Below are 25830 nucleotides of genomic sequence, written 5' to 3'. Positions count from 1 at the left end.
ACGTGAACTATTCAGGAAATCAAAGGGTTGCCGTTTTGAAAGAAGGTAATAGATTTGGACCAGCGTCTTCTTACGTTTGTGACGGTGGTGGAAGAAAAAAGCTTTACTCGGGCTGCCGCTGTCTTGCATATTACTCAACCGGCAGTTACCCAGCATATTCAGAATTTGGAGTCCGAGTATCAGGTCACTTTATTGGAACGGGACAAACGTTCGGTTAGCCTTACAAAAGCAGGTAAACTAGTGTTTCACCAGGCCAAGCAAATTCTGGCTCACGATAAAGAGACGAGGCGCTTGGTTGATGAATTGCTTTACGGTGAATGTGGCAGTATCGTTATCAGTGCCAGTTTTACTTTTGGTGAATATATTTTGCCGTACGTTCTGCGGCGATTTCAAAAATTATATCCGCAAATAGCCTTTACGGTTAATATCGTAAATAGTGATGAAGTAATTCATCAAGTACGGAATCGTGAGGCCGATATTGGTATTATTGAAACCGAATTTTCCAGCGAGAGTTTAAAGGTGGTTCCTTTTGCTCAAGATACGGTTAGCTTTATAGCTGCTTCAAATCATGATTTTAATCTTGGCGAGGTACCTACGGTAGAAGGACTGGCAAGGCAAACCTGGATTCTGCGTGAAAAAGGGTCGGGAACCAGACATATAGCAGAAAAGGCCCTTGAAGAACTTAAGATTACCCCTGCCCATGTTCTGGAATTGGGGAGTATTCAAATTATTAAAGGAACTGTTGAAGCCGGCTTAGGCGTTTCAGTTCTTTCCAATTGGACGGTTCGTAAAGAACTTTCTTTGAACACTTTAAAGATAATCAATCCGGAAGGTGTGGTCTTGACAAGATCGTTTTCATACATTTATTTGCCCACAGAATGGCAGACTAAAACGATCCAATTATTTGCCGGTTGCTTAACGGAAATCTCGAATTTCCAGCCCAAATAAAGCAGACTTGATTCAGGTGGAGTTTTAACTCTATCTGAATCTTAGTCGCCCTTATCCAGGGACTTAGCTGCTCTTAACTCAGCGCTTGCCGAAGCGGGAGTCTTAGAGCGGATTAGGCATTGGATAAATTTGGCTTGGGCATGGCGGAGACAAAAATTGGACATGATTAACATCAAAACGGCAGTTCAGGCCCTGAATACCGGCAGCAATATTTCCTCAACCAATAATCCCAACTGATTTTCGTCGAGGGTACCTTGGCGCAGGATATGTTCTATACGAATCAAATCAAAAGGTAAGGTCAGTGTAATAGCGCTGACCTCTTTTAGTTTCTCGCCGCGGGCTTGGGCGAAGCTCAGCAATTTTCTCATGGTCAGGATGTTTTTCTCGGTCGCCTTTCTTTTAATCTCCGCTATGCCCGCACTGTTTTGGCCCAACTCAAAAAAGAAAGCGTTCATGATTTCCGGACCGACTTCGAAAAAGAATCGTTGATAGAGGGTGAGCAGCAGCAAGAAGTCCCCGCGCAGGCTCCCCGTATTCTCCAGCTTGTCTGTTAGATCGCCGCCCAGGGCCTCCGTCGTTTTATAGGCCATGATTTCGTGAATTAAATCCAAGGTTGTTGTCCAGCGGCGATAGAGCACCGTGCGGCTGGTTTTCGCGGCCCGCGCGATTAATTGAAATGTGAGATTGGCGTAACCGACTTCTTTGATGACCTCTACGGTAGCGTCGTAAATACTTTCAATCAGCGCATCTCCGCGCCTGCGCCGATTTCTGTCGGCTTCCTTCATCTCCGTACATCTCCTATCTCTAAAATGTTTAAAAGCATTATAGCATGTTTTGGAAAAATAAGATACATATTGAACTTTATTTTTAAAAGGTGTATGATAATCGAGTCGATAAGATACAATATGTACCGAAAGGGGTTGGAGTTATGACCAAAGAAAAGCTTCCGCAGGGTATCGTCGGCATCTCGCTGATCTTGGTGTTGGGAGCATTTCCTTCCATGCTGGATGCCACTATTGTCAATATAGCGGTTAATGATTTAGCCAAACTATTCTCAACAACGTTTGCAGTCATGCAATGGGTCGTGACCGGCTACACCCTGGCTTTGGGTATTGCCGTCCCATTTTCCGGATGGCTGATCCAAAAGTTTGACGGCAAGAAGGTATTTATGAATGCCTTGGGGCTCTTCCTGCTGTCCTCGCTGCTTTCCGGCCTCGCCTGGAATATCCAAAGCTTAATTGCCTTTCGCGTTCTGCAGGGCTTCGCTTCCGGGCTGCTGATTCCCACCCTGACCACCATGATCGTGCAGCTTGCGGGGCCAAGCAACCTTGGCCGCTTAATGTCCATTGTGGGAATCCCCGTTGTTTTCGGCCCCATTGTCGGTCCCATCATCGGCGGCTTAATTTTACAGCACCTCAGCTGGCACTGGCTGTTTTTTGTCAACCTTCCGCTGGGGATCATCGCCCTGCTCTTGATGCAGTGGAAGCTGCCAAAATTTGCAGCGACAAATACCAAGGCGAAAATGGATTGGCTGGGAGTTCTGCTGCTGGCCTTGATATCGGGCATGTTTATCTTTGGCGTGACGGAAATTAAAGGATCGGGCAATCAGATAACCGGCATTTTAAGTCTGGCCATCGGCGCTCTTTCCTTGCTCGCTTATGTCTTCTACGCCTGGAAAAGAAAAGAGCGGGCCTTGATTCCGCTGAATTTGTTTGGCTCCAAAAACTTCAGCGCTGCCTTTATCGCCTTGTTCCTGGCCGGATTTGCCACCAACGGACCCATGCTTCTGTTTCCGATGTTTTTTCAGAATGTGCGCGGACTGAACGTCATCACCTCGGCACTTTGGCTGATTCCCCAGGGTGTAGGGATGCTGGTGACAAGACCTCTGGTCGGAAAGCTGACGGATAAGATAGGCGCCCGGTTTGTCGTCCTTCCCTCGATTGCGGTAACAATCCTTGGCACGCTGCCCTTCGTCTTCTTTAATGTCGGGACCGGGCAATGGCTGATCTGGCTCGTTCTGTTCGTACGCGGCATGGGTGTTGGCGGGGTGACCATTCCAGTCATGAGCGATTCTTATGTAGGGCTTGAAAAACCGCAAGTTCCGCAAGCCAGCATCGCCACCCGCATTATCCAAAACGTCGGCGCCGCCTTTGGCTCCGCGATTCTGGCGACGGTGGTAAGCAGTGCCCTGAGCGGGAAGATGGACACAGCCGCCAACATTACCGGCGCCTATCACGCGGGATTTCTGGCGAGCTTAATCTTCATGGTGATTGGCATCATTCCGGCCTTGTTCCTGACGAATAAGCTGCGCTCAACCGCCCCCTGATAAAGGCACTGCTCCTGCCCGGCAGTGGCTTGGAACCGGCGGGCAGGAGCAAAAAGCAGGATTTTCGTTGCAGAGGATGATGGCAGTAAGTAATTTGCTCTGGAGCATGCCCTTGTCATTGTCTTGCTTTTGTAAAGGCACAAGCCTATACTGACTATAGAAAAAGATGCAGCCGCGGAATTTGAAAAGTTGAGGAAAAGTATTTATATTGAAGATATCTATAGTGATGATATCTATAGTGGTGATATCTATAGTGGTGATGTCGATAGCAATGATATCTATATTATTGCTATCGATGTGTAATGATGGGGGGGGTTCTTCATGGGTGCCTGTCTCTGGCCCGGAAATAATGAATTGATGAAACGTTACCATGACAATGAGTGGTGTGTGCCAAGCCATGAGGATGCCTATATTTTTGAAATGCTTACTTTAGAAGGTGCTCAAGCCGGATTGTCGTGGAAGACAGTACTTGGCAAACGAGAAGATTATCAAAGCGCTTTTCACCATTTTGACATTGCCTATTGCTCAACTCTGACGGATGAAGCCTTGGAAACCATCGCGGAGCGCTGCAATGTTATCAAAAACCGCTCTAAACTGAAGTCCGTCAGAAGCAATGCCCTGGCCGTCCTCAATATACAAAAGGAATTTGGCAGCTTGGCAAATTTTCTCTGGAATTATGTCGGCGGGAATCCGCTGATAAACTCTTGGGAATCCGAAGGGCAAGTGCCTGCGCAGACTCCCTTGTCGGAACAGATTAGTAAAGATCTGAAGAAACGAGGCTTTAAATTTGTTGGTCCTGTCATCGTTTATTCCTTTTTGCAGGCCATCGGCCTGGTAGACGATCATATAAAGACATGCCCTTGCCATTCCCTGAACCGCTGAGGCAGTATGGGCTCTAGCTTTTCAGTCTCATTCCTTAAGTTACAGGGGCGGAAGCTAAAGAAAATAAGGCGTCCAGTCTAAAAATTCCTTCTTAAATTAAATAGCGATTATATAGGGCAATATTTCAAGCAGGCCGTCGGCCTGCTTTCTGTTATCGGCTTTAGCCTGTTGAACGCAAGGAACTAAAAAAACACCTGCCGCCTGTCGTCGAAGCTCACCTTTTCCCATGTGTCCAGATACCCGCTGATCCTGATTGGATAGCGGCAGCGGAGCAGACCATGAAAAGATTTCGCGGGGAAGCAAAGCAGCGCAAGGTGTTGTGGTAGAATGCAATCGTAACAGTAAAAGTAAAAGTCACTCGGGCGAGGTTGACCCGGAGAACAGGAAATTGCATAGCAGCTTGGAACTGCTGATAATTTATAATAAGAATGAACGAGAGGGAAATTATGGGTAGTGTTCGGTTTTGGCCTTTTCCGGAATTAAAAACGAAGCGTCTTACACTTAAAAAATTAGTTCAAGCGGATGCTGACGGAATATTTGCGCTTCGCTCTAATTGTGATGTGATTAAATATACAGGAATCAAACAGTATACTACAGTTAATGAGGCCAAAAGTTATATTCAAAGAATAGAGCATGACTTAGAAGGCGGCCAGTGTATTATGTGGTCAATTTCGCTAACTTCAACAGAAGAATTTATAGGCAGCATCTGTTTGTGGAATATCTCAGAAGATGGAAGTTGCGCAGAAATCGGATACGATCTTTTACCATTCTTCCAGGGAAAAGGGTTCATGCAGGAGGCCGTACATTCAGTAATTAGGTATGGTTTTGGGGGCATGAAATTAGGTAAAATTGTAGCGGATTTGCGTACCGAAAATATCAGGTCAGTAAAGTTACTTGAGAAGAACGGTTTCCAAAAAAGTAAAATTCACACGCTTGCCAATGAAAATGGCGATAAGGTCGAAATGGCTCTGTATTTTCTTGAAAGAACAGATTTCGAGTATAATATACAATAGTCAAATTCCAATTTGTCAGCGGACACATAGCTGTTTAAAAGGGAAAAGCGCACTAATGATCTTCGACAAACATGTCAAGAAAATAATCTGGCTGAGGGCAGAATTGTTTGCTAAAATTGGAGCCAAGGGCTTACCGGCTTTTAAGAGAAGCAGCGGAAAGATGGCGCGAACCTCTGCCGCTTTGGCAAGCGGTGAGTCAAGAGCGGCTGAGGAATCTTCGAAGTTCCGAAGGAGAGCAGAAGGGAAAATAGCCTTGTATTAAGGGCTTTGGGGCATGTTGCCCCTCTTTTTTATTGGTGGCAGGCAAATCCGTTTTGGACTTTATCAGCCAGGGCTAAAATGGCTTGCTGTTTAATTTCAGCAAATTCATGTTGTTCAAGGACACCTATAATGCCACTTATAACAAAAGAAACAGTGCAGCGGCATATTTCGTTACTACGGTCGTTATCATCCACTCTGGCCAAGACCTTCTCCAAGATCAACTGTTTTATTTTACATAAACTGGATGAGAGGCTTGGGGATTTAAGATAGGGCATATAAAGTTCTCTGTTCTTTTCGAAAATGTCCATAATAGTTTCCAGGATAAGCGAAAAATTAGCGATTATCTCAGCAAAGTTATACGGTGCAAAGACTGCGCTTAATTCATCGACGATGGCATCCCGCAGACAATCGGCACAATCATAAATATCTTTATAATGCAGGTAAAAGGTACTTTTATTAATGTCGGCTGTTTCACATAAATGTTTTACCGTGATATTCTCCATGCTCTTTTCGGATAACAGCTTGGCAAAAGCGGCTTGAATCGCTTGTTCTGTTTTTCTTACACGCCGGTCTTTCATCTGAATTCTCCTTGTCTATAGACATGGTTGTCTGGTTCGTTGCATAACAGACTTTAGTCTCATGATTGCTGGTTGCTGGGATAAGAGCTTATCAATATAATAAACTCGTGTCTAGGAATAGATTGTAGTCTATTAAAGGACTGGTGTCAAGAAACGTAAGCCTATCACAAGGAGGGTTGAGATTGAAAGACCTATTTTCCGAAGCTCAAATTGCCGGAGTCAGACTGAGAAATAAAATTATTCGCGCTGCAATCCCTGAGACTCCGGCAGATGCTTGGGGAAACCTACCGAGGTATTAATCAAGTGTTTAATTCCCATAAATTAAAAGGGAGTGGATAGTATGAGTAAAAAAATCATCAACAAAATCAATGTTTCACCCTTACCGGAGCCGGCTGTACTGGTAACAGTAAAAGCGGAAGATCAACGTCCCAATATTATTACAATAGCCTGGACGGGTGTTTTTAGTCACAGTCCTGCTACAGTATACATTGCCGTACATCCGGCAAGATATTCTCATTCGCTCTTAAAAGAGTCGCTGGAGTATGTCATCAATATACCTTCGGAGAATTTAGCCAAGATCACAGATTATTGTGGAATTGTCTCGGGAAGAAATGTCGATAAATTTCAGGAAACCGGTCTGACGCCGATAGCGGCAAGTGTTGTAAAAGCTCCTTTAATCAAGGAATGTTTTGTTAATATAGAATGCAAAGTGAAGGACATTTTAAATTTTGGCAGCCACGATATCTTTGTGGCAGAAATTGTGGCCACCCATTATGATGAGGAAGTGCTTAAAGAAAATGGGGTTCCTGATGTGGAAAGAATAAGACCTTATGGATATACTTTCGGGGAATATCGTTCTCTGGGAGAAAGATTGGGATCGGCGGGGTATAGCAAAACCGCAATAAAAGAGGAAATTGATTTGTAAAGGGTTAAGGGTATTGGAGTGACAAAAAAATCCCCCGCTGATCGGGGGATTTTTTGCAGAAAAGATTATTTGACTTATTAGTAGAGGAGTATCCGTTGCAGCCGGCAATTCCTGGGCAGGACAGCAGCGCCTTTTAGACTGGGTTTCAGGCCAGGTCGAAGCGGTCTGCGTTCATCACTTTGTTCCAGGCGGACACGAAGTCCTGGAAGAACTTATCCTGGGAGTCGTCAGAGGCGTAGACTTCCGCGATGGCCCGGAGCTGAGAGTTAGAACCGAAGAGGAGATCGACACGGGTGCCGGTCCATTTGAGTTCGCCCGTCTTGCGGTCGCGGCCTTCGAAGACACTGTTATCGTCAGACGTGGCCTTCCAGGCTGTACTCATGTCCAGGAGATTGACGAAAAAGTCATTGCTCAGGGCCTCAGGTCTCTTAGTGAAGACACCGTGGGGAGACTGGCCGTAATTGACATTCAGGACGCGCAGGCCGCCGAGCAGAACCGTCATTTCCGGGGCGGTCAAGGTCAGCAGTTGGGCGCGGTCCAGGAGAAGTTCCTCCGCGGATACAGAGGATTTGCTTTTCAGGTAGTTGCGGAACCCGTCCGCAGTGGGTTCGAGCACGGAGAAAGAGTTGACGTCGGTTTGCTCCTGCTTGGCGTCCGTGCGTCCCGGACTAAAGGAGACGGCCAGACTGCGGCCGGCGTTCCGCGCAGCCTGCTCGATAGCCGCACAGCCGCCGAGAACGATCAGGTCGGCGAGAGAAACCCTCTTTGGACCGGATTGGGCGGCGTTAAACTCTGTTTGGATTTTTTCCAGGACCTGCAGTACGGCCTGCAGCTGAGCCGGCTGGTTGACTTCCCAATCCTTCTGCGGTGCCAGGCGGAGGCGTGCCCCGTTGGCCCCGCCGCGTTTATCGGAGCCGCGGAAGGTAGAGGCCGAGGCCCAGGCTGTTGTGACAAGCTGAGAGACGGACAGGCCGGAGGCCAGGATTTTTGCCTTGAGATCCGCGCTGTCCCGTTCGTCAATCAATTCATGATCGACGGCAGGCACCGGGTCCTGCCAAAGCAGTTCCTCGGCGGGAACATCGGGGCCGAGATAGCGCGAGCGCGGACCCATATCGCGGTGGGTCAGTTTGAACCAGGCCCGGGCGAAAGCGTCGGCAAATTCCGTGGGATTTTGCTGATAGTGCCGGGCAATAGGTGCGAAGATCGGGTCGTAGCGCAGGGAGAGGTCGGCCGTGGTCATCATCGGCCGGTGTTTCTTGGCCGGGTCGTGAGCGTCAACCACCATGTCTTCCTCGGCTACATCCTTGGCCAGCCACTGATGCGCGCCGGCCGGGCTTTTGACCAGTTCCCACTCGTATTTGAACAGCACCTTCAAATAGCCCATGTCCCATTTAGTCGGGTTCGGTTTCCAGGCACCTTCGATGCCGCTGCCGATGGTGTCGCCGCCTTTGCCGCTGCCGAAGCTGCTCTTCCAGCCCAGGCCCTGTTCCTCCAGGCCGGCGGCCTCAGGTTCCGGACCGACAAAGGCCGGGTCTCCCGCGCCGTGACACTTGCCAAAGGTATGCCCGCCGGCAACAAGGGCGACAGTCTCTTCATCATTCATAGCCATCCGGGCGAAGGTTTCCCGCACATCGCGGCCGGAGGCCACAGGGTCCGGGTTGCCGTTCGGTCCTTCCGGGTTGACGTAGATCAGGCCCATTTGGACGGCGGCGAGGGGATTCTCCAGATCCCGGTCGCCGGAGTAGCGCTTGTCGCCAAGCCACTCGGCCTCAGAGCCCCAATAAATATCCTCTTCCGGTTCCCAGACATCCTCGCGTCCGCCGGCGAAGCCGAAGGTTTTAAGTCCCATGGATTCGAGAGCGCAAGTGCCGGCCAGGATCATTAAGTCGGCCCAGGAAATTTTTCGGCCGTATTTTTGTTTGATGGGCCAGAGCAGACGGCGCGCTTTGTCCAGGTTCACGTTGTCGGGCCAGCTGTTGAGAGGCGCCAAGCGCTGATTGCCCGATCCCGCGCCGCCGCGGCCGTCGTTGGTGCGGTAGGTACCGGCGCTGTGCCAGGCCATCCGGATAAAAAATGGCCCATAGTGGCCGTAATCGGCAGGCCACCAATCCTGGGAGTCGGTCATCAAGGCATATAAGTCCTTTTTCACAGCTGCCAGGTCGAGCTGCTTGAATGCTTCGGCATAATTGAACTCCGGAGCCATAGGATTGCTCAAGTTGGAGTTCTGATGAAGGATCTTGAGGTTCAACTGATTTGGCCACCAGTCCTTGTTAGAAGTGCCTCCGCCTGCGGTGGCGTTTTTCATTCGGCCTGTTATTGGGCATTTGCTGTTGTCATCCATAAAGTTCCTCCTCATCTCATTAAAGTTGCTGAATAAGTATTTGCATATCTGGATTATCAAGGGCGGGAGAGGGATTTCCAAAAGCGGGAGAAATCTTATCCTACCTTGATAACGATGCCGGAAAGGTGATGGTGCAAAGAATTTTGCCCCTAGCGGTGTTAAAGCTACTTATGATGGTATCCTTTTCACGTCTTTTACGTCATTTTCCAATTTGGTCATGCTGCTGAAGATGTCCCTCTGTGCACTTGTGCGCATAAATGAAAAAAGTAATTTGCTTGCGGTTTGGCTTCCGGAGTTCTCGTAAAATGGTTAACAGCCATTTTCTGTTCGCCAGCTAACCGGACTGTTTTCCTAAAGAACTTGTTGGGCCAGCCTTACCCCTCAGCGTTAGCCGTGGCTGCCAGGCAGCCGGGACAAATGCCTTTAAAATAGACGTTCTTGTCAAGAATCTTAGTCAAGGGTGATAAATTGTAATGATTACAATTCTTATTATATAGGATTTTGATCAAGTTGACAATAAAAATGAGAAGAGTGTGAAATCTAAAACTCCTCTGTATTCACAGCAAGGCATAGGCCTCGCCTATGCTCTTCGAAATACAAATCCTAGACCTCCTGTGAAAAAAGGCGTTTTCTATCCGGTTTTCTCCTCCGGGATAATTAAAGAGGCTTAAATTCTTAGAGTTTAAGTTTTTTTACATTTTGATATAATTTTAGAAAGATAATATCGGAAACGTACCAGTGGTGAATTTAACAGCAACAATTCCCGTCGGCATGGCTTCGCAACTGATGGAGGGTTAGGAAGCCGATCTGGTACTGGAGAAGACCTGCTCAGCTTTGGGAAAGAATTAAAAAAAGCTTTGCTTTGCCGCCTGAAGCTGTTCAGTGATGGTTAAGTGGCGCTCTATACAATAAAAGGAAGATGTTGTTTTGTATCAGACCGGGTAAGGCTGATTAGCAGCCCAAATCCCCAACCGGGAAAATCAGGCTTGATCGGACTGGGTAAAGAAAATGGGACAGATGATTGATTGAGAAACATCATTAGCTCATAGCCGGAAAACGACAAAGAAGGTGTTGCAGTGAGGGAGAAAACAAATAGGAAGCAGATGATCATACTGTTAGTCTGCATACTTCTGTGCACGACAGCCCTTGTCGGCATCTTTGCCTTTTTTGTGAAAAATACCGGTCGGCTGCGTCCGGAAAAAGGCGTGCTGGATCTGCAAAGCTGGCGGCCGGAGCAGGACGGAGTTCTCAGTCTCAGCGGCGAATGGGACTTTTACTGGGAACGTTTTCCGACCTTTCAGGAGATAAACGCTAAGGCCCCGGCTCCCGATGTGACGGCGGATATCCCTAATGTCTGGAACCGTTATAAAATTGACGGCAAAAACCCGCCGGGCTACGGGTACGCAACCTATGTTCTGCAGGTTGTCAACGCACCTCAGGGTCAGTCTCTGGCGCTGCGGATTCCCACCTTTTCCACCGCTTATGAATTATACATAGACAACAGGCTGATTTCAGGGAACGGGAGGGTCGGCAGGGATGTGAAACAATCCGTGCCCTGGTACAGACCCCTTACTGCGACCTTTACGCCGGAGCATGCCGACTTTTATATCATCGTTCATGTTTCCAACTACATTTATTCCCGCGGCGGCATGTGGTATCCTCTCATCCTGGGCACACCGGGGCAAATTCAGAGCGCCGACCGAGCCGTTATCAATAAGGACCTGTTTTTGATGGGCGCTCTCGCGGTAATGGCCTTTTATTACCTGAATATCTTTCTGCTGCGCCGGGAAGACAAAAGCAGTTTGTATTACGTTTTCATGTGCCTCACCCTGGCTTTAAGGACGCTGGTGTACGGGGATTACATGATTTACAAGGTTGTCCCTTTTATCACCTTTCACGCCATCATCGTCATTGAATATTTGACGGTACTCTGGTTTCCCATCTTTGCCGCCTCTATGATCGGGGAGTTGTTTCCTGAGGAACGCTCTCTGAAGGTTCTGCGGGTCTTTCTTTTCTACGCCCTTGTTATGACCCTGGTTTTCCTGGGCACTCCCATCGTCTTTTTTACGCAGCTGGTGTATGTGCTGGATATCGTTGCTTTGATTATAGGCGCTTATCCTATCCTTTGTGCCGCCCGGGCCTTCCTGAAAGAGAAAAAATATGCTCTGACTGTGCTGCTGGGCACGCTGCCTGTGATTGAGAGCGCAGCCTATGACATGCTCTATCAGAACAATCGTATCTACAGCAGCGTAGGCGAATTGATGCCGGTCGGCTTGTTCCTCCTGCTGCTGATGCAATCTTTTGTCCTGGCCAGGCGTTCCGCGGAGGCCTTCAGAAGTGTCAAGGCCCTCTCCCAAAAGCTTCTCAAGCTGGACAAAATCAAGGATGAATTCCTCGCCAATACCTCTCACGAGCTGCGCACGCCCCTCAGCGGTATTCTTGGTATTACCGAGGCTATGCTTAAAGGCAGTGACGGAGAATTGAACAGCCGCCAGCAGCAAAACCTGGCCACCATCGCCGGCAGCAGCCGGAGGCTGGCTAACTTGGTGAATGATATTCTGGACTACTCCAAAATGAAAAACGGGGACATTTTGCTGCATATTCGGCCGATCCAAATCGAAGGACTGATTCATACCCTTGTGGGCGTTTTTCAGCAGCTCAGCCGCTCCAAAGAGTACGAGGTCATTTCCGATATTCCGGATGGACTGCCTCCTGTGCTGGCGGATGAAAACCGGGTGGTGCAAATCCTTTACAACCTGGTAGGCAACGCGGCAAAATTTACCGTCCAGGGGTGTATCAAGATTTCCGTCAGAAAAATGAGCAATATGCTGGAGGTATGCGTCAGTGACACGGGAGAAGGGATTCCGGCAGATAAGCTTACGGATATTTTCAAATCCTTTGAACAGGTGGACAATTCTCTGACACGCAGGCATGGGGGGACGGGACTGGGCCTTCCCATCACGAAGCAGCTTGTGGAACTGCAGGGCGGCGCCATTCGGGTGGAGTCTCATCCGGGGGCAGGCTCCCGCTTCTATTTTACGCTGCCGGTGGTTGATCCGGCCGCGGTGCCGGTGGAACCTATCCGTGCTGAAAGGGAGCCGGATCACCTGGCCCTGGAACTGGCGGCAGCGATCGGGGAGCCGCCTGCCGTGAAGAAAGAAACGGCGGGCAGCGTTCAGATCCTGCTGGTCGATGACGACCCGGTCAATTTGCAGGCGGCATCTTCCATCCTGCGGCTGGGCGGCTATGGCGTAACAGCGGCGGTGAGCGGCAAAGCCGCCCTGGCGGAGCTGGTCGGCCGCAGAGATTTCTCAGTGGTCGTACTGGACGTTATGATGCCGGAAATCTCCGGTTATGAGGTATGCCGAAAGATCCGTGAGGACAGACCGGGTTTTGAGCTGCCTGTGCTGGTGCTTACCGCCAAAGCTGCCACCGAGGATGTTGTGCTGGGATTTGAGGCCGGGGCCAACGATTACCTTCCTAAGCCCTATGAACCGGAAGAACTGCTGGCCAGGGTCAAGACGCTGGCGGAATTGAAGGCCTCCGTGGATAAGGCCATGGCGGCGGAGACTGCTCTTATGCAGGCCCAGATCAAGCCCCACTTCCTGTTTAACACCTTAAACGCCATCTCTTCCTTCTGCGACAGCGACCCGGCCCGCGCCCAGCAGCTGATTGACGATTTTTCCAGTTATCTGCGCCGGAGCTTTGATTTTAAAAGCCTGGAATCCTATGAAACTCTGGATCGGGAGCTGGCCCTTGTCAACTCCTATGTGCAAATCCAAAAGGCCAGGTTTGGGGAGGGACTGCGGGTGCAATTTGATATTGATGAAACGGTCAATAGCAAGCTGCCGGTGCTTTCCCTACAGCCTTTGGTAGAAAACGCCATTTCTCACGGACTGCGGAAGAAGGGCCGCAGCGGCAGTGTTGTTATCTCGGTTAAAAGGACTGCCGCAGGAGTTCTGGTGGCTGTAGAGGATGACGGACAGGGCATACCGGCAGATAAGCTGAAAACCTTGTTGACAAGTGAATCCGGCCGCGGCCTCGGTTTATGGAATATCGACAGAAGGCTGAAAAAATTCTACGGGAGAGGACTGACTATCGCCAGCGTGCCGGGCCGGGGCACAAGGGTATCCTATATCATTCCGGCGGAAGGTGAAGTAAATTGATCAAAGTCATTATTGTGGATGACGAACCGCCTTCACTCGACAGGTTGGAGAAACTAATCAACAACAGCGGGCAGGCGCTGGTGGCAGGAAAGTTCACCGAGTCTTTAAGCGCCTTGAGATTTTTGCAGGAAAACCGGATCAATACCGTATTTCTGGATATTGAAATGCCGGATATGAACGGCATCGAACTAGCTACCCGTATTCTTGACCTGCAGGACCATATTGACGTGGTGTTTGTAACAGCCTACAACCAATATGCGGTGGAAGCCTTTCGTTTGCATGCTCTGGATTATCTGATGAAGCCGGTAGCGGCGGACAGGCTGAGGGAAACTCTTTGCAGGATTATCGAAAAGAAAGGTTCGGCGCCTTCCGGTGAGCTGTCCGTCCGCTGCTTTGGCAGATTCAGTGTCTGCGTGGGCTCGGAAGAAGTACGGTTCCGCACTGAAAAGGCGGAGGAGTTGCTGGCCTATCTAATCAATAACAGGGGAAGTTTCGTCAGCCGCAGTAAAATCCTGGACAGCCTCTGGGAGGACTTTGAAGGCGACCGGGCCATCACCCATTTCAATACGACGCTGCATTATGTCAAGAAGGCTCTGCTTCGCTATGGAGTCCAGCTGCCCGTTCAATATGACAGGGGTAGTTACAGGCTGGGTACGGATGGCCTCCGCTGCGATTACCTGGCATTTTGCTGCGCCGCGGAAAAGCATGAAATTATTAACGCAGAGAACCTTTGCCGTTTTGAGGAAGCGGCGGACGTTTATGCCGGGGAATACCTGCTGGGTTGGGAGTACAGCTGGGCGGCCGCTAAGCGGGTGATACTGGAAGAACAATATATCCGGCTGCTGCTGGACCTGGCAAGCTGCTACCAAAAAGCCGGCAATTACCAGAGAGCGGTGCAGTGGCTGGAGAAAGGGCTGCTTTATGAGCCGCTGCACCGGGAACTGAACTACCGGCTTGTGGAAGTCCTGCTGCTGGCCCATAACCGGGCTGTTGCAGTAAAATATTATGAGCTTTACCGGCAGGGACTGATGAAAAGGCTGGGCACGGAACCGGACGAAGAGTTTAGAAAGCTGTTAAAATAGACGGCGTCTGAAACCGGCAGGGGAGGGGGGCGGCAGCTGCCCGCTCCCCACTGTTGACGTGCCTAAAGCAGACTGATTCAGGTGGAGCTTTAACTCCATCTGAATCTTAGGCTTCCTTAGCCAGGGACTTAGCCGCTCTTAACTTACCGCTTGCCGAAGCGGGAGTCTTAGAGCGGATTAGTCAGCGGATAAATGTTGAAGATTGGCAATGCCGCCGATAAGTAAAGAAAAACCTGTACCTTTCTCCTGGTTGAACAAAGAAATGTAGAGGTCTTTTCTTATGACGAATTTATTGCCGGGGCGCCTCAGTTTAGTACGAGGGTTTGCGGGTCAGGCTCCGGGCGGCGATAGATAAAGCCACTTTTTTGCAGCGGCCAAGACGCCCGGCGCCATTGTTCCTCTTGCTTAATGAATAATCCGGCCGGTTATGTGAAAGATTGCCGGCCTGTCTGCGATATAAGGACCCTTCGCTTGCCGGAACTGCAATGGAAGGGCCCTTTGTCAATCAGGTTAAGTGAAGTTGCGGAGGTGGGCGCAGCTTGGAGCAGGTCACTGGCTTAAAGCGACAACAATGACGGAGAAAAGGAAGAAGGTGACGATGATGCTCGCCGAAATAACCGCTTTTTTTCCATCTTCCCGAGGCTTAACAAGGGCTTTTCGGAAATGGGACAGATGCAGGACATTATTATGGGCAAAGCCGGAGCTATAAGTTTTAGCTGCCGCCTTAAAATTCTCTTCGTACTTGTGGTTTGGTCTGAAGGGATAGACGTTATGGGGCAAGCCCCTCGGCTCTTCTAGTTTGGCGGCAGTACTATCCTTTGATGGTTTTAAATAGGCAAGGGTACTTCTTCTTGCAGTGGATAGGCAGTTCTCGTTTGTTTTTTTGTCTTGCTTCGGGTTATCAACCGTATAGCAAACTGTAGGCTTTATCGAATGTCTTTTTCTCATAAGCCAGCCTCCTTTTTAGGCTCTCAGTCCGGCCCGATAGGCACCGCCGGATTGAGCAAAGCCCGGCATTTGTCTGGGTTTCCGCAGGATACGGCAACTTGAGGTCAGGTGACACTAAGCCGCTAAGTGTATGTAGAGGTTAATTAAAACTATTGATTATAATCGAAACTATTTATTATATTTTAAATGTTTAGACAGATAAAATCAAATCCCTGCTTTTCGACATTCTTAGATGGATTGCGACTTATCTGGAAAAAAGTAACGCCCTGAGGGGCAGACCAAGCCAACGGGCATTTAAGCGTTAACAAGCGGACAGACTTATAATGCCCGGGAGAAAACTTGCTCAGTCTTTGTATTTACCGCGGACTATTTGCCGTAAAAAGCAGCGCTATCGATTGCCTGACCTGGGAGCAGCGGGAGAGCCGCTAAATTACAGGCCAAACATTGCGGGCAGATTAAATATTTTGCTTGACTCTCACGTAACGTGCGCCTTTACAATAAGGCAAAGGGGGATCGTCATTATGAAAACGGTACATGAAATTGCGCGGCTTTCCGGAGTGAGCCGCCGGACCCTGCAATATTATGATGAAATCGGCCTGCTTACCCCCTGCTCCCTGACGGAGGCCGGATATCGCCAATACGACGAGGAAAATCTTTTACGCCTGTGGCAGATCCTGTTCTATAAAGAACTCGGTCTGTCCTTAAGCGATATTAAAAAGGCCCTTGACGGCTCCAAAGCCTCGGTAAACAGCCTGCTTAACCGGCAAAACCAAGTTCTGCTGGCTAAGCAGGCCCAATTGGCGCAGATTATGAAATCCATCGACAAGATTTTAGAGGGACATTTCGAAATCATGATGCTCAGGGATTTTGACAATAGCCCCGGAGAAACCGCAGAAACGCCCTATGCGGAAGCAGCGGAACAGAGCAGGCCCAACGGCGGCCTATTTAACGAGTTTTTCCACCCTCTGGCGCATTATAAAATGCAGAAAGAGGGGGAATTCAGGATGTCTGCAATCATGGACAAATATTCGGATCTTCGGAAAACGGACTGGGAGAGCATTTGCCGTCAGGCGGAAGAGGTTGGAGAGATGTTTTATAGGGCTATGCCGGAAGGGCCTGACAGTGCGGCAGCTGAAGCTGCGGTGGCGGCATTCGCAAAATTTGTCTTGCCTTTAATGGGCTGCGGGTCAGGGGAGCTTTCGGAAATAGGGCAAGCCTACCTCAGGGATAAAACCAACGTCAATCAAAAACTTCCCGGGCTTGCCGAATTTGTCAACGCCGCCTTTGTGCATTATGTAAGAAAATAATGGCCGCCCGACAGAGGCGGGCAGTCAGGCCCTAATACCGCCGCAGGAATAAGAGCTGCCCGGAAAATGAAAGGATAATTTAAAGGAGGTTGGGGAAATGAGCGAGAGGAAGTTAGTGAACAAAGTAGCAGTGATTACCGGAGGCAACAGCGGCATTGGTCTCGCCACTGCCCGGCTGTTTAACGAAAACGGGGCGAAGGTCGTGGTCATCGGCCAAAATGACCGATCGCTGCAGGCCGTTGAAAAAGAACTTGGAGGGAATACCCTGGCCTTGAAAGCGGATGTTGCCAAGGTGGAGGAAATCGCTCAGGCCATGGCCCGTGTGCAGGAAACCTTTGGCAGAATCGATATCTTGTTCGCCAATGCGGGCATATCCGAATGCCCGCCCATCCAGGAAACTGACGAAGAGTTTTTCGATCATATAATGGGGATTAACGTGAAAGGTGTGTTCTTTGCCTTTACAAAAGCGCTGCCTTATTTAAGTCAGGGTGCTTCCGTGATCATGACAAGCTCCGTATCCCATAAAAAAGGCCGGCCCGGTGATCCGCTCTATGCGGCAAGCAAGGCGGCAGTCCGCAGCTTGGTCAGAACCCTGGCCCTTGATCCTGAGGTTCTCGCAAGGAACATCCGTGTTAACGCAGTGAGTCCGGGTGCGATTAAGACTCCCCTTACCTCCCAGGAAACTCCCGAACTGGAGAAAGCAATTAATGATTATATTGCCTCGACGGTGCCCATGAAGCGCTGGGGCCGGCCGGAGGAAGTGGCTGAAGCGGTTCTTTATTTGGCGTCTGCCGAGGCCGCTTATTTGACGGGAAGTGAAATTTCAGTAGACGGCGGATTGGGAGAGAGCTGATCACCTTGCGATTCTTTGCTTTGATTCGGATATAACAGGCAGGAAATAGCGGATAATAGAAGAATTAAGACAAGACAGACCCTTGAAGACCGCTACTGGCTGAAGGGGCTGTAATTTTTGGCAGCAGGCAAGCACGAAGGACTGGAAATAGATTATGAACAAACTAGTCGTTGGCATATTGGCCCATGTGGATGCGGGCAAGACGACGCTATCGGAGAGCATGCTTTATCTGAGCGGCAAAATCGGCAAATTGGGCCGGGTGGACAATAAGACCGCTTATTTAGATACTTATGAACTGGAGAAGGCCAGGGGAATCACTATTTTCTCCAAGCAGGCCGTGTTGCAAATAGGCGGGGTCCAGGTTACCTTGCTGGATACCCCGGGACACGTGGATTTTTCGGCTGAGATGGAGAGGACCCTCCAGGTGCTGGATTATGCCATTTTAGTGATCAGCGGTGCGGACGGGGTGCAGGGACATACCCGCACACTGTGGCGGCTGCTTGGCCTGTACGGGATACCTGTTTTTTTATTCGTCAATAAGATGGATCAGAAGGGGACGGATAAGGAGCGGTTAATGAAAGACCTGAAAAAGCAGTTGGATGAGGGCTGTATTGAGTTTGGGCAGGTTCAGACGGAGGATTTTTACGACCAGCTGGCCCTGTGTAATGAAAGAATGCTGGAAACCTACCTGGAAACAGGCCGGGTCGAAACCGGACAGATTAAAAACGCCGTCAGGGAACGCCAAGTATTTCCCTGCTTTTTCGGCTCCGCTTTAAAATTAGAAGGTGTCGAGCAATTTATGCAGGGCCTGGTGCAGTATGCCCTGATTCCTGCCTACCCCGCTGAATTCGGGGCTAAACTCTTCAAGATTTCCAGAGACGAGCAGGGGAACCGCCTCACTTATCTGAAGCTTACGGGCGGAAGGCTGAAGGTGAAAGATGTCTTAAGAAGCGGTACCTGGGAAGAGAAAGTCAATCAAATCCGCATTTATTCCGGACAGAAATTCGAGGCGGTCAGCGAGGTGGAGGCAGGCACCGTCTGCGCGGTAACGGGGCTCAGCCAAACCAGAGCGGGAGAAGGGTTAGGGCTGGAAGAGGCTGCCGCGGCTCCTGTCTTGGAGCCTGTGCTCTCCTATCAAATTATCCTGCCGGAAGGCTGCGACCCCAGAGTCATGCTGCCCAAGCTGCGCCAGCTGGAAGAGGAGGAACCGGAGCTGCAGATTGTCTGGGATGAGCAGCTGCAGGAAATTCAGGCCCAGATCATGGGAGAGGTGCAGATTGAAATTCTGCAAAGTCTGATCCAAAGCCGTTTTGGCGTTGCGGTGGCTTTCGATGCCGGAAGGATTGTCTATAAAGAGACGATTGCCGATATAGTCGAAGGGGTGGGACATTTTGAACCGTTGCGGCATTACGCCGAGGTCCACCTGTTGTTGGAGCCGGGTGAGCCGGGAAGCGGCCTGCAGTTTGCAACAGAATGCAGCGAAGATGTACTGGGCAGGAGCTGGCAAAGACTAGTTTTAAGCCACCTGGAAGAAAAAGTTCATAAGGGAGTTCTGACAGGCTCGGCGCTTACGGATATGAAAATTACCTTAGTCTCAGGCCGGGCCCACAATAAGCATACCGAAGGCGGCGATTTCAGGGAGGCTACTTACCGTGCGGTGCGCCAGGGCTTAAAAGAAGCGGAGTCCATATTGCTGGAGCCTTATTATGCCTTCCAACTGGAAATGCCGGCCAAAATGGTGGGAAGAGCCCTGAGCGACTTGGAGAGAATGCACGGCAGCTGTGAAATAACCCAGACCGACGGCGAGACGGCGCTTCTGGCGGGGAGCGCCCCGGTTGCTGCCCTGCGGAATTATCAGCAAGAGGTTGTTGCTTACAGCAAAGGACTCGGCAAGTTGTTTTGCAGCCTCAAAGGGTATGAACCCTGCCATAATGCGGAGGAGGTCATAGCCGCTATGGGCTATGATTCGGAAAGAGACCTGGAAAATCCGACCGGTTCGGTCTTCTGTGCTCACGGCTCCGGTTTTGGGGTGGAGTGGTATGCCGTTAAGGACTACATGCATGTGGAGAGCTATTTTCAGAGCAAAGATCCGACGGGGGAAAGCGTTCCCAGCCGGACCTCCCGCAGGGAAGAGAGGTCGATCAGCTTAGAGGAGATCGACCAGATTATCAATAGCACTTTTTATGCCAACCAGGGGAAGAAGTCCGCCTGGAAAGGCCGCAAAACGGCCCGCGAAAGTCATTATGAATCCATTGCCTATATCAGGGAGAAGGAATCCAAAGAAGAGTATCTCCTGGTGGACGGCTATAATATTATTCACGCCTGGCCCGAGCTGGAAGAGCTGGCTGCTGAGACTATGGACGGCGCCAGGATGAAACTGCTTGATGCTCTAAGCAATTATCAGGGAATCAGAAAATGCCAGGTTATTGTGGTGTTTGATGCCTACCGTGTCCAGGGGCATCCCGAAGAAGTCATCGACTATTATAATATCCATCTGGTCTATACCAAGGAAGCGCAAACGGCGGACCAGTATATCGAAAAATTTGCCCATGACAATCAGAAAAAATATGATATAACCGTTGCCACCTCGGACGGATTGCAGCAGCTTATTATAAGAGGGGCAGGGTCTGCTTTGCTATCCGCCAGGGAACTGAAAATTGAGATCACTAGAGCTAATGAAAGATTAAAGCAGGAATATCAGGCAATACAGGGAAAAGGGCGCAATCATCTGATGGATGTCTTGTCTCCGGCGGCGAAACGGCAGCTGGAGGAATTGGGGAAACAGGAAAAGGGTGAAAAAGAAAGTGATCCGTGAACGGGTAGGTTCCTATCTGTTTCCGGGTCACTTTTTTAGCATCTCAATGCTTGAGATAGCTCAGCCCAAGCGGTGACAGTTTATAGCGGGATATTCTCCGCCAATTAAGGGGGCATCGCGTGGACTTAGCAGTGGCAATTCCCTTACAGTTTTAGCCGGCAGTCCTTCAGAAAGAGGATCTGAATTATATAACAATTCAATTAGGACTCTCCTTGTGATTGTTATGAAATTAGAAAACAGTAAGGGCGAGGAATCGCCAGATTGTTTCATAGTTTAGGAGCGGTCTTTTTAAAAAAAGTTTTCCCGACTATTTCCATGATCTTGGAAGGTGGAAGAGGAACGATGTGGAATACATATTAAATGGCAGTTATTAACGCTTGGATCATATTATCCCAAGCTCAACCGAAGTGAATATAAGAGATTTGAACCTTGCCCGCAGAATTAAATGGGGATATATGATAGCACATGTTCAATATGGAAAAAGCAGTATGCTTTTGAGTTGGGGAGGTTTCAAAATGAAATATATCAATAAGCCGTTAAGCATAATTAGTATTGTTATTGTATCTCTAATAATTGTTGGCTGTTTGAGCCAAAGCACTATTCATAATCAAAGTTTAAAACGCGAAAATCAAGCCTTAAAAGATCAAGTTGTCGGATTAGAAAAAAATGTGGAAGATTATAAAACAAAGGAACTTAAAGAACGTCAAAAGCAATTGACCATAGATTTTGGCACTATGCCTGATTATAAAGTGAGGTTTATTGAAAACGAAAATAAACTTTTAGCATTACCGGATGATGATTCTCAGGTATTTAGATATATTCAAAAAAATACACTTGCTGAGGTTATAGATATAGGCAGAGTTGAAGATGTATCTTGGCTTTATATCCGAATTCCGACCTATGATTCCCTTGCTAATAACAAAGGCTGGATAAGAGAAAATGATACTGTCCCCTATGCTAAAGACAAAGTAACGTTAGTTCAAAGCGATGTAACAATTAAAGCAGGGGCGGAGGTTTATAAAACGTTTAACTTTGACGATATCAAGAAAACAACCCCTGTAAAATTAGTCGCTGAAGATGGTGGCCGTCTTGAAGAAAAGGTTAATGGTTACTGTAGAATTTCTGAAGCAGGCGGAGTAAGTGTGTGGGTTAAAGAAAGTTCAGTAATGTATCCTGAAATATAAAGGAGACTTGATTCAGGTGGAGTTTTAACTCTATCTGAATCTTAGTCGCACTTATCCAGGGACTTAGCCGCTCTTAACTTACCGCTTGCCGAAGCGGGAGTCTTAGAGCGAATTAGTCAGCGGATAATAAATATTTGACTTAAAATTAAGAAACCGGGCGACCATAATTGCCCAGGCTAATGAATAACTTATTAGGTTACCGTTTATTAAACCTAAACGCGTATTTCCGATTTGTTATTCGTATGCTTGGGCTTTTTTGTCACAAAGATAGTATTTTAAGGGTGTGTGTTAGACTGGAGAAACCTAAACCCCTGAAGTTAGATAGAGATGTTCAGGTACTGAAAAACTTTTAAAAAATTCATTAAAAAGTGAACCATTTACGCTCTTTCATACACTCTTATTATAGGAGTGACAATTCTAATGGTAACTTGCGGTGAATCATGCTACGTCTCGGAAACCAGCCAAACTTCATGTTGGTCATACATTCTAAGAGTCTTCGTTAAATAAGCAGAGTACCTCTGGCAGAAGGCAGTTAGCTTTGCAAAGATCTGCAGGTAAGGCTTGGCAGTGATCCCGCGTCGTGATGATTAAATGTGGCTGTCTCAATGACACATTCTCCAGGATAAAGTCATTGATGTCAGCTGTCGTTTAAAGGCCGGAATAGCCTCTGTAACTGTGATTTGTCAATAGTAAAATTATCGCCAGATAGCGCGAAAGTAGGGAAGAAGGGCTGATGTGGGGAATACCGATTTAATAATAAAATGTCAGTCGGGTGATTTGAATAGCTTTAGTGAGATTTACAACCTGTACAAAAAGAAGGCTTTAGGAACTGCCTATCTTATATCCAACCAAAAAGGAATCGCCGAGGATATCGTACAAGAATCTTTTATTGAATGCTTCCGAAAAATCCAGACCATAAAAAATCCGGAAGCCTTTGAGGCATGGTTTTATAAGATTCTGGTGAGAACAGGTTGGAGGATGGTAAAAAAACAAAACTTCTTTCTCCTCATGGATGAGCAAAAGATAGAAGGATTAAGCACAACAATAGATTTCAATTCCGAATTGGATAACTTTGAGACCAACTTGATGGTACATGAAGCCTTAACACAATTAAGTTTACCGTTGAAAACTGTCGTCATACTATATTACTTCAACGATATGACCATTGAGGAAATTTCAAAGGTTTTGGGCTGCTTTCCGGGAACTGTAAAATCCAGGCTTCATAAAGCCAGGTTATTGCTTCATGGCATATTTAAGGAAAAAGAATTTAATGAACCGTCTGTAAGCATTTTTTTTAGTAAGAGAAAGGAGTATGGACTTGATGGCAATGTCTGAACTTGACAATAAAATCAAGAATGCACTTTTGTGTAAAACAAAGGAAATAGAACCGTCGGAAGAAACTTTCACCTTAATACTTGCCGCCCTGGAAAAGAGGCCAATGCGCAAAACAAGCTATAAACGCTACTTTATAGCCTTTATATGCGCATTATCCGTGATATTTGGATCGACATTAATCTTCACAGTGTGTGCAAAGTCTTCGGCTCTGGAATTAATAAGCACTGTTAAAACAATGTTCATTTTAGATAAGAGTAATAAATTTACTGAAAAGAAGCCTGATGAAGTAAATTATGCCCCTAATAGTGCTAATACCCAATTAGTTAATACAGATAGTTCTCCAAAAGCCGGTACAAGCGTTCTCCTTTGGCAAACTTTAGCGGGATGCTTTTTGTTGAATCAAGGAAACGATTTAGAATTATATCTAAAGCTCTTGAACATTGGACGAATGACACTTGCCCAAACATGGCAGGATAATAAATTTTGGATTAGGCAAGCTCCATCATATTAAAAGGAGAAACGCAGATGAGGCGGGGAAACATAATCAAATTGGTAGCTCTGGTGTTATTGCTTGCAGCATCAGTAGTGCTATCGATTAAACCCTTACTGGACTCTGTAAGAGGTATTCCCTTGGGACTTGACCTTCGCGGTGGAGTTCACTTGGTATTACAAGCCGAACTTAATAAAAACGGCACACCTATTACTAATGATGATCTAGACAAAGCAAAAGCGATCATTGCGAAGCGGGTCAATGATCTGGGGGTATCTGAACCAACGGTCCAGGCAGATTATAATAAGAAACGGATAGTTATTGATTTGGCGGGTATTACCGATCCGGATAAAGCTGTGGATATTCTGAAAACTACGGCAAAGTTAACGTTTAGGAATCCTCAGGGAAAGGTTGTGCTGCAAGGAGATGAACTGTCTGATGCTAAGGCCGGGCAGGACCCAACCAAAGTTGACTTTGTTGTTAACTTAACATTCTCCTCTGAGGGGGCCCAAAGGTTTGCTGATTTAACGACAAAGTATCTGGGACAACAAATAGGTATATATCTGGATGATAAACTTTTAGCAAACCCGAGAGTTGATACGCCAATTCTTAATGGACAAGGATTTATCAACGGTTATGCAACCTTGGAGTCTGCAGCGAAGGATGCTGTTCTCATGCGCTCGGGTTCATTGCCAGTGAGCATGACTATTTCTGAAAAGCACCAGGTGGGAGCCTCTTTGGGGACTGACTCGTTACATAAAAGTATTCAGGCAGGACTTTATGGTTTAATCGTTATCTTCCTGTTCATGCTTATTTTTTATCGCTTACCCGGAGTTGTCGCCGATTTTTCCCTGGTTGTATATGGACTCATAGTGCTGTGGGTTTTTTGGACGTTCCGTGTTGTCCTTACCCTTCCGGGCATAGCGGGATTTATACTTTCTATAGGGATGGCTGTAGATTTTAATATTATTATTTACGAAAGAGTCAAGGAAGAGGTTCGTGCGGGTAAATCTTTGCGCACAGGAGTTGAATCAGGCTTTAGCCGTGCCTTCATCACGGTTATTGATGCCCATGTAACGACATTCATTGCCGCTATGACCTTGTATTATTTGGGGAGTGGTTCTATTCGCGGATTTGCCTTGACATTAGGAGTTGGAATTATTGCGAGCTTGTTCACTGCGATTACTTTCACGCGTCTGGTTTTGCGTTTAGTGGTAGGCATAAGCCCAAAATTGAATACGGCATGGTTCGGTGTTAGGAGGGGTGTATAATGGAAAAAGGACATCCAGCGACTTGCGAAGAGGTTCAAACAATACATCCGCTCTATTTCAACATCGTTAAGAAACGTTTTTGGTGGTTCGTCCTTTCGCTGTTGGTGATTATTCCGGGCGTAATATCTATTTTCCTGCAGGGGCTGAATTTGGGAATTGATTTCAAGGGCGGAACGATGATTGAGCTGACATGCGTAAAACCAGTCACGCAAACTGCTGTAACGGATACGTTGAAATCAGTCGGGCTTGACGGGCAGGTGCAGTTATCTAATGGAAAATCCATTTTGATCAGAACCGATGCACTTCCAACAGATAAGCAAAAGGAATTACTGAAAGCCTTGCAAACTAAGGTGGCGGATTACGACCCAAAAACTCTGCAAGTGGATGAAGTGGGTCCGTCAATGGGGCAAGAACTTACACGTAAGGCCTTTTGGTCTCTAATCATTGCGACGGGGCTTATGATTGCCTATATATCCTTTAGATTTCAATTTGTGTTTGCGATATCGGGGATCATTGCCTTATTGCACGATCTTTTAGTTGTCGTTGGTCTGTTTTCGCTATTTCAGTGGCCAATTGATTCCTCGTTCATAGCCGCGGCTTTAACGATCTTTGGATACTCTATTAATGATACTGTGGTTATCTTTGACCGAATTCGTGAGAACGAGGGCAAAATGAAGCGTGGAGACACTTATGAGGAGATGGTGGATAAATCCGTTTGGCAGACTATGCGCAGATCTGTCAATACCGTCGTTACCGTATTAATCGCTTTATTTTCGGTTTTTATCCTCGGCGGGGAATCGACAAAAGTTTTCTCTTTGGCGATGTTAATAGGGGTGTTCAGTGGCGCCTATTCCTCAATCTTCAACGCCAGTCAAGCCTTAGTTGAAATTAAGACACGTCTCAGGTAAGAAGCTAATTATAAAAACCGTTAACATTGCCTAAGTCGGGAGGCTACAAATGAAGAAACGACTTATTCCCTCAATGCTGGCAATAATTTAAGAGAAACTAGCAGTTATTACCCTCTACCTATATTATATGGCCGCAATGACAAAGGGGCCAGGCCAAATACTTGGTGTGGAATTTTATGAGGATGCTGTTGTGTTCG

The 25830-nt window shown here is 47.8% G+C and carries 21 protein-coding genes; 16 read left to right on the top strand and 5 right to left on the bottom strand.

What is annotated here, in order from left to right:
* Nucleotides 1–54 precede the first annotated feature (54 nt).
* Nucleotides 55–948 carry a LysR substrate-binding domain-containing protein gene (locus tag REC12_RS13710; RefSeq protein ID WP_308895351.1) on the top strand — a complete coding sequence of 298 codons (894 nt, stop codon included), beginning with the start codon at nucleotides 55–57 and terminating at the stop codon, nucleotides 946–948.
* Between the two features lie 185 nt (nucleotides 949–1133).
* Here the strand turns inward: REC12_RS13710 and REC12_RS13705 are convergent, their stop codons facing one another.
* Nucleotides 1134–1733 (bottom strand): TetR/AcrR family transcriptional regulator, encoded by a 600-nt coding sequence (locus REC12_RS13705; protein WP_308895349.1) that lies wholly within the window; start codon nucleotides 1731–1733, stop codon nucleotides 1134–1136.
* 143 nt (nucleotides 1734–1876) lie between these two features.
* On the opposite strand from REC12_RS13705, the gene REC12_RS13700 reads away from it, so the two are divergent.
* Together REC12_RS13700 and REC12_RS13695 are read left to right on the top strand one after the other, a co-directional pair.
* Nucleotides 1877–3274 (top strand): MDR family MFS transporter, encoded by a 1398-nt coding sequence (locus REC12_RS13700; RefSeq protein ID WP_308895372.1) that lies wholly within the window; start codon nucleotides 1877–1879, stop codon nucleotides 3272–3274.
* A 321-nt stretch (nucleotides 3275–3595) separates the two neighbouring features.
* Nucleotides 3596–4156 carry a DNA-3-methyladenine glycosylase I gene (locus tag REC12_RS13695; RefSeq protein WP_308895347.1) on the top strand — a complete coding sequence of 187 codons (561 nt, stop codon included), beginning with the start codon at nucleotides 3596–3598 and terminating at the stop codon, nucleotides 4154–4156.
* 96 nt (nucleotides 4157–4252) lie between these two features.
* Here REC12_RS13695 and REC12_RS13690 read toward each other — a convergent pair whose 3' ends face one another.
* The gene (locus REC12_RS13690) at nucleotides 4253–4384 is read right to left on the bottom strand and encodes a hypothetical protein (RefSeq protein WP_308895344.1); all 132 of its coding nucleotides are present in this window, start codon (nucleotides 4382–4384) and stop codon (nucleotides 4253–4255) included.
* Between the two features lie 218 nt (nucleotides 4385–4602).
* On the opposite strand from REC12_RS13690, the gene REC12_RS13685 reads away from it, so the two are divergent.
* Both REC12_RS13685 and REC12_RS13680 read left to right on the top strand, forming a co-directional pair.
* A complete protein-coding gene (locus REC12_RS13685; RefSeq protein WP_308895342.1) occupies nucleotides 4603–5169 on the top strand; it encodes a GNAT family N-acetyltransferase in 567 nt (188 codons plus the stop codon).
* A 55-nt stretch (nucleotides 5170–5224) separates the two neighbouring features.
* On the top strand, nucleotides 5225–5431 hold the full coding sequence (locus REC12_RS13680; RefSeq protein ID WP_308895340.1) for a hypothetical protein: 207 nt from the start codon (nucleotides 5225–5227) through the stop codon (nucleotides 5429–5431).
* Between the two features lie 28 nt (nucleotides 5432–5459).
* On the opposite strand, the gene REC12_RS13675 is transcribed toward REC12_RS13680, so the two are convergent.
* On the bottom strand, nucleotides 5460–6008 hold the full coding sequence (locus REC12_RS13675) for a TetR/AcrR family transcriptional regulator (RefSeq protein ID WP_308895339.1): 549 nt from the start codon (nucleotides 6006–6008) through the stop codon (nucleotides 5460–5462).
* Nucleotides 6009–6348: 340 nt separating this feature from the next.
* Between REC12_RS13675 and REC12_RS13670 the strand changes: the two genes are divergently transcribed.
* Entirely contained in the window at nucleotides 6349–6933 is a 585-nt protein-coding gene (locus REC12_RS13670) for a flavin reductase family protein (protein ID WP_308895337.1), read from the top strand.
* A gap of 145 nt (nucleotides 6934–7078) precedes the next feature.
* Here the strand turns inward: REC12_RS13670 and katG are convergent, their stop codons facing one another.
* Nucleotides 7079–9274: a catalase/peroxidase HPI gene (gene katG, locus REC12_RS13665; RefSeq protein ID WP_308895335.1), complete on the bottom strand. Its 2196-nt coding sequence runs from the start codon at nucleotides 9272–9274 to the stop codon at nucleotides 7079–7081.
* Nucleotides 9275–10350: 1076 nt separating this feature from the next.
* Between katG and REC12_RS13660 the strand changes: the two genes are divergently transcribed.
* Complete coding sequence (locus tag REC12_RS13660; RefSeq protein ID WP_308895333.1) at nucleotides 10351–13440, top strand: ATP-binding protein; 3090 nt, start codon at nucleotides 10351–10353, stop codon at nucleotides 13438–13440.
* On the top strand, nucleotides 13437–14522 hold the full coding sequence (locus REC12_RS13655) for a response regulator (protein ID WP_308895331.1): 1086 nt from the start codon (nucleotides 13437–13439) through the stop codon (nucleotides 14520–14522). Before REC12_RS13660 ends, REC12_RS13655 begins: the two co-directional genes overlap by 4 nt.
* Before the next feature lie 549 nt (nucleotides 14523–15071).
* Here REC12_RS13655 and REC12_RS13650 read toward each other — a convergent pair.
* Nucleotides 15072–15470 (bottom strand): hypothetical protein, encoded by a 399-nt coding sequence (locus tag REC12_RS13650; RefSeq protein ID WP_308895329.1) that lies wholly within the window; start codon nucleotides 15468–15470, stop codon nucleotides 15072–15074.
* 521 nt (nucleotides 15471–15991) lie between these two features.
* On the opposite strand from REC12_RS13650, the gene REC12_RS13645 reads away from it, so the two are divergent.
* From REC12_RS13645 to secF, 8 genes are all read left to right on the top strand, one after another.
* Complete coding sequence (locus REC12_RS13645) at nucleotides 15992–16777, top strand: MerR family transcriptional regulator (protein WP_308895327.1); 786 nt, start codon at nucleotides 15992–15994, stop codon at nucleotides 16775–16777.
* A gap of 97 nt (nucleotides 16778–16874) precedes the next feature.
* Nucleotides 16875–17630: an SDR family NAD(P)-dependent oxidoreductase gene (locus REC12_RS13640; protein ID WP_308895325.1), complete on the top strand. Its 756-nt coding sequence runs from the start codon at nucleotides 16875–16877 to the stop codon at nucleotides 17628–17630.
* A gap of 154 nt (nucleotides 17631–17784) precedes the next feature.
* Nucleotides 17785–20445 carry an NYN domain-containing protein gene (locus REC12_RS13635; RefSeq protein WP_308895323.1) on the top strand — a complete coding sequence of 887 codons (2661 nt, stop codon included), beginning with the start codon at nucleotides 17785–17787 and terminating at the stop codon, nucleotides 20443–20445.
* Nucleotides 20446–20960: 515 nt separating this feature from the next.
* Complete coding sequence (locus REC12_RS13630) at nucleotides 20961–21629, top strand: hypothetical protein (protein ID WP_308895322.1); 669 nt, start codon at nucleotides 20961–20963, stop codon at nucleotides 21627–21629.
* A gap of 735 nt (nucleotides 21630–22364) precedes the next feature.
* Nucleotides 22365–22964, top strand: a complete 600-nt coding sequence (locus tag REC12_RS13625; protein WP_308895321.1) for an RNA polymerase sigma factor — start codon at nucleotides 22365–22367, stop codon at nucleotides 22962–22964.
* Complete coding sequence (locus REC12_RS13620; protein ID WP_308895318.1) at nucleotides 22951–23475, top strand: hypothetical protein; 525 nt, start codon at nucleotides 22951–22953, stop codon at nucleotides 23473–23475. Before REC12_RS13625 ends, REC12_RS13620 begins: the two co-directional genes overlap by 14 nt.
* 14 nt (nucleotides 23476–23489) lie before the next feature.
* Entirely contained in the window at nucleotides 23490–24725 is a 1236-nt protein-coding gene (secD, locus tag REC12_RS13615) for a protein translocase subunit SecD (protein ID WP_308895317.1), read from the top strand.
* Nucleotides 24725–25633 carry a protein translocase subunit SecF gene (secF, locus tag REC12_RS13610; protein WP_308895315.1) on the top strand — a complete coding sequence of 303 codons (909 nt, stop codon included), beginning with the start codon at nucleotides 24725–24727 and terminating at the stop codon, nucleotides 25631–25633. The genes secD and secF overlap by 1 nt, the downstream gene beginning before the upstream one ends.
* Nucleotides 25634–25830: the final 197 nt, after the last annotated feature.

Source organism: Candidatus Desulfosporosinus nitrosoreducens, from assembly GCF_030954495.1.
GTDB lineage: Bacteria > Bacillota > Desulfitobacteriia > Desulfitobacteriales > Desulfitobacteriaceae > Desulfosporosinus > Desulfosporosinus nitrosoreducens.
The sequence above is the reverse complement of the archived record's forward strand: the minus strand, read 5'-3'. Positions and strand labels throughout refer to the sequence as shown.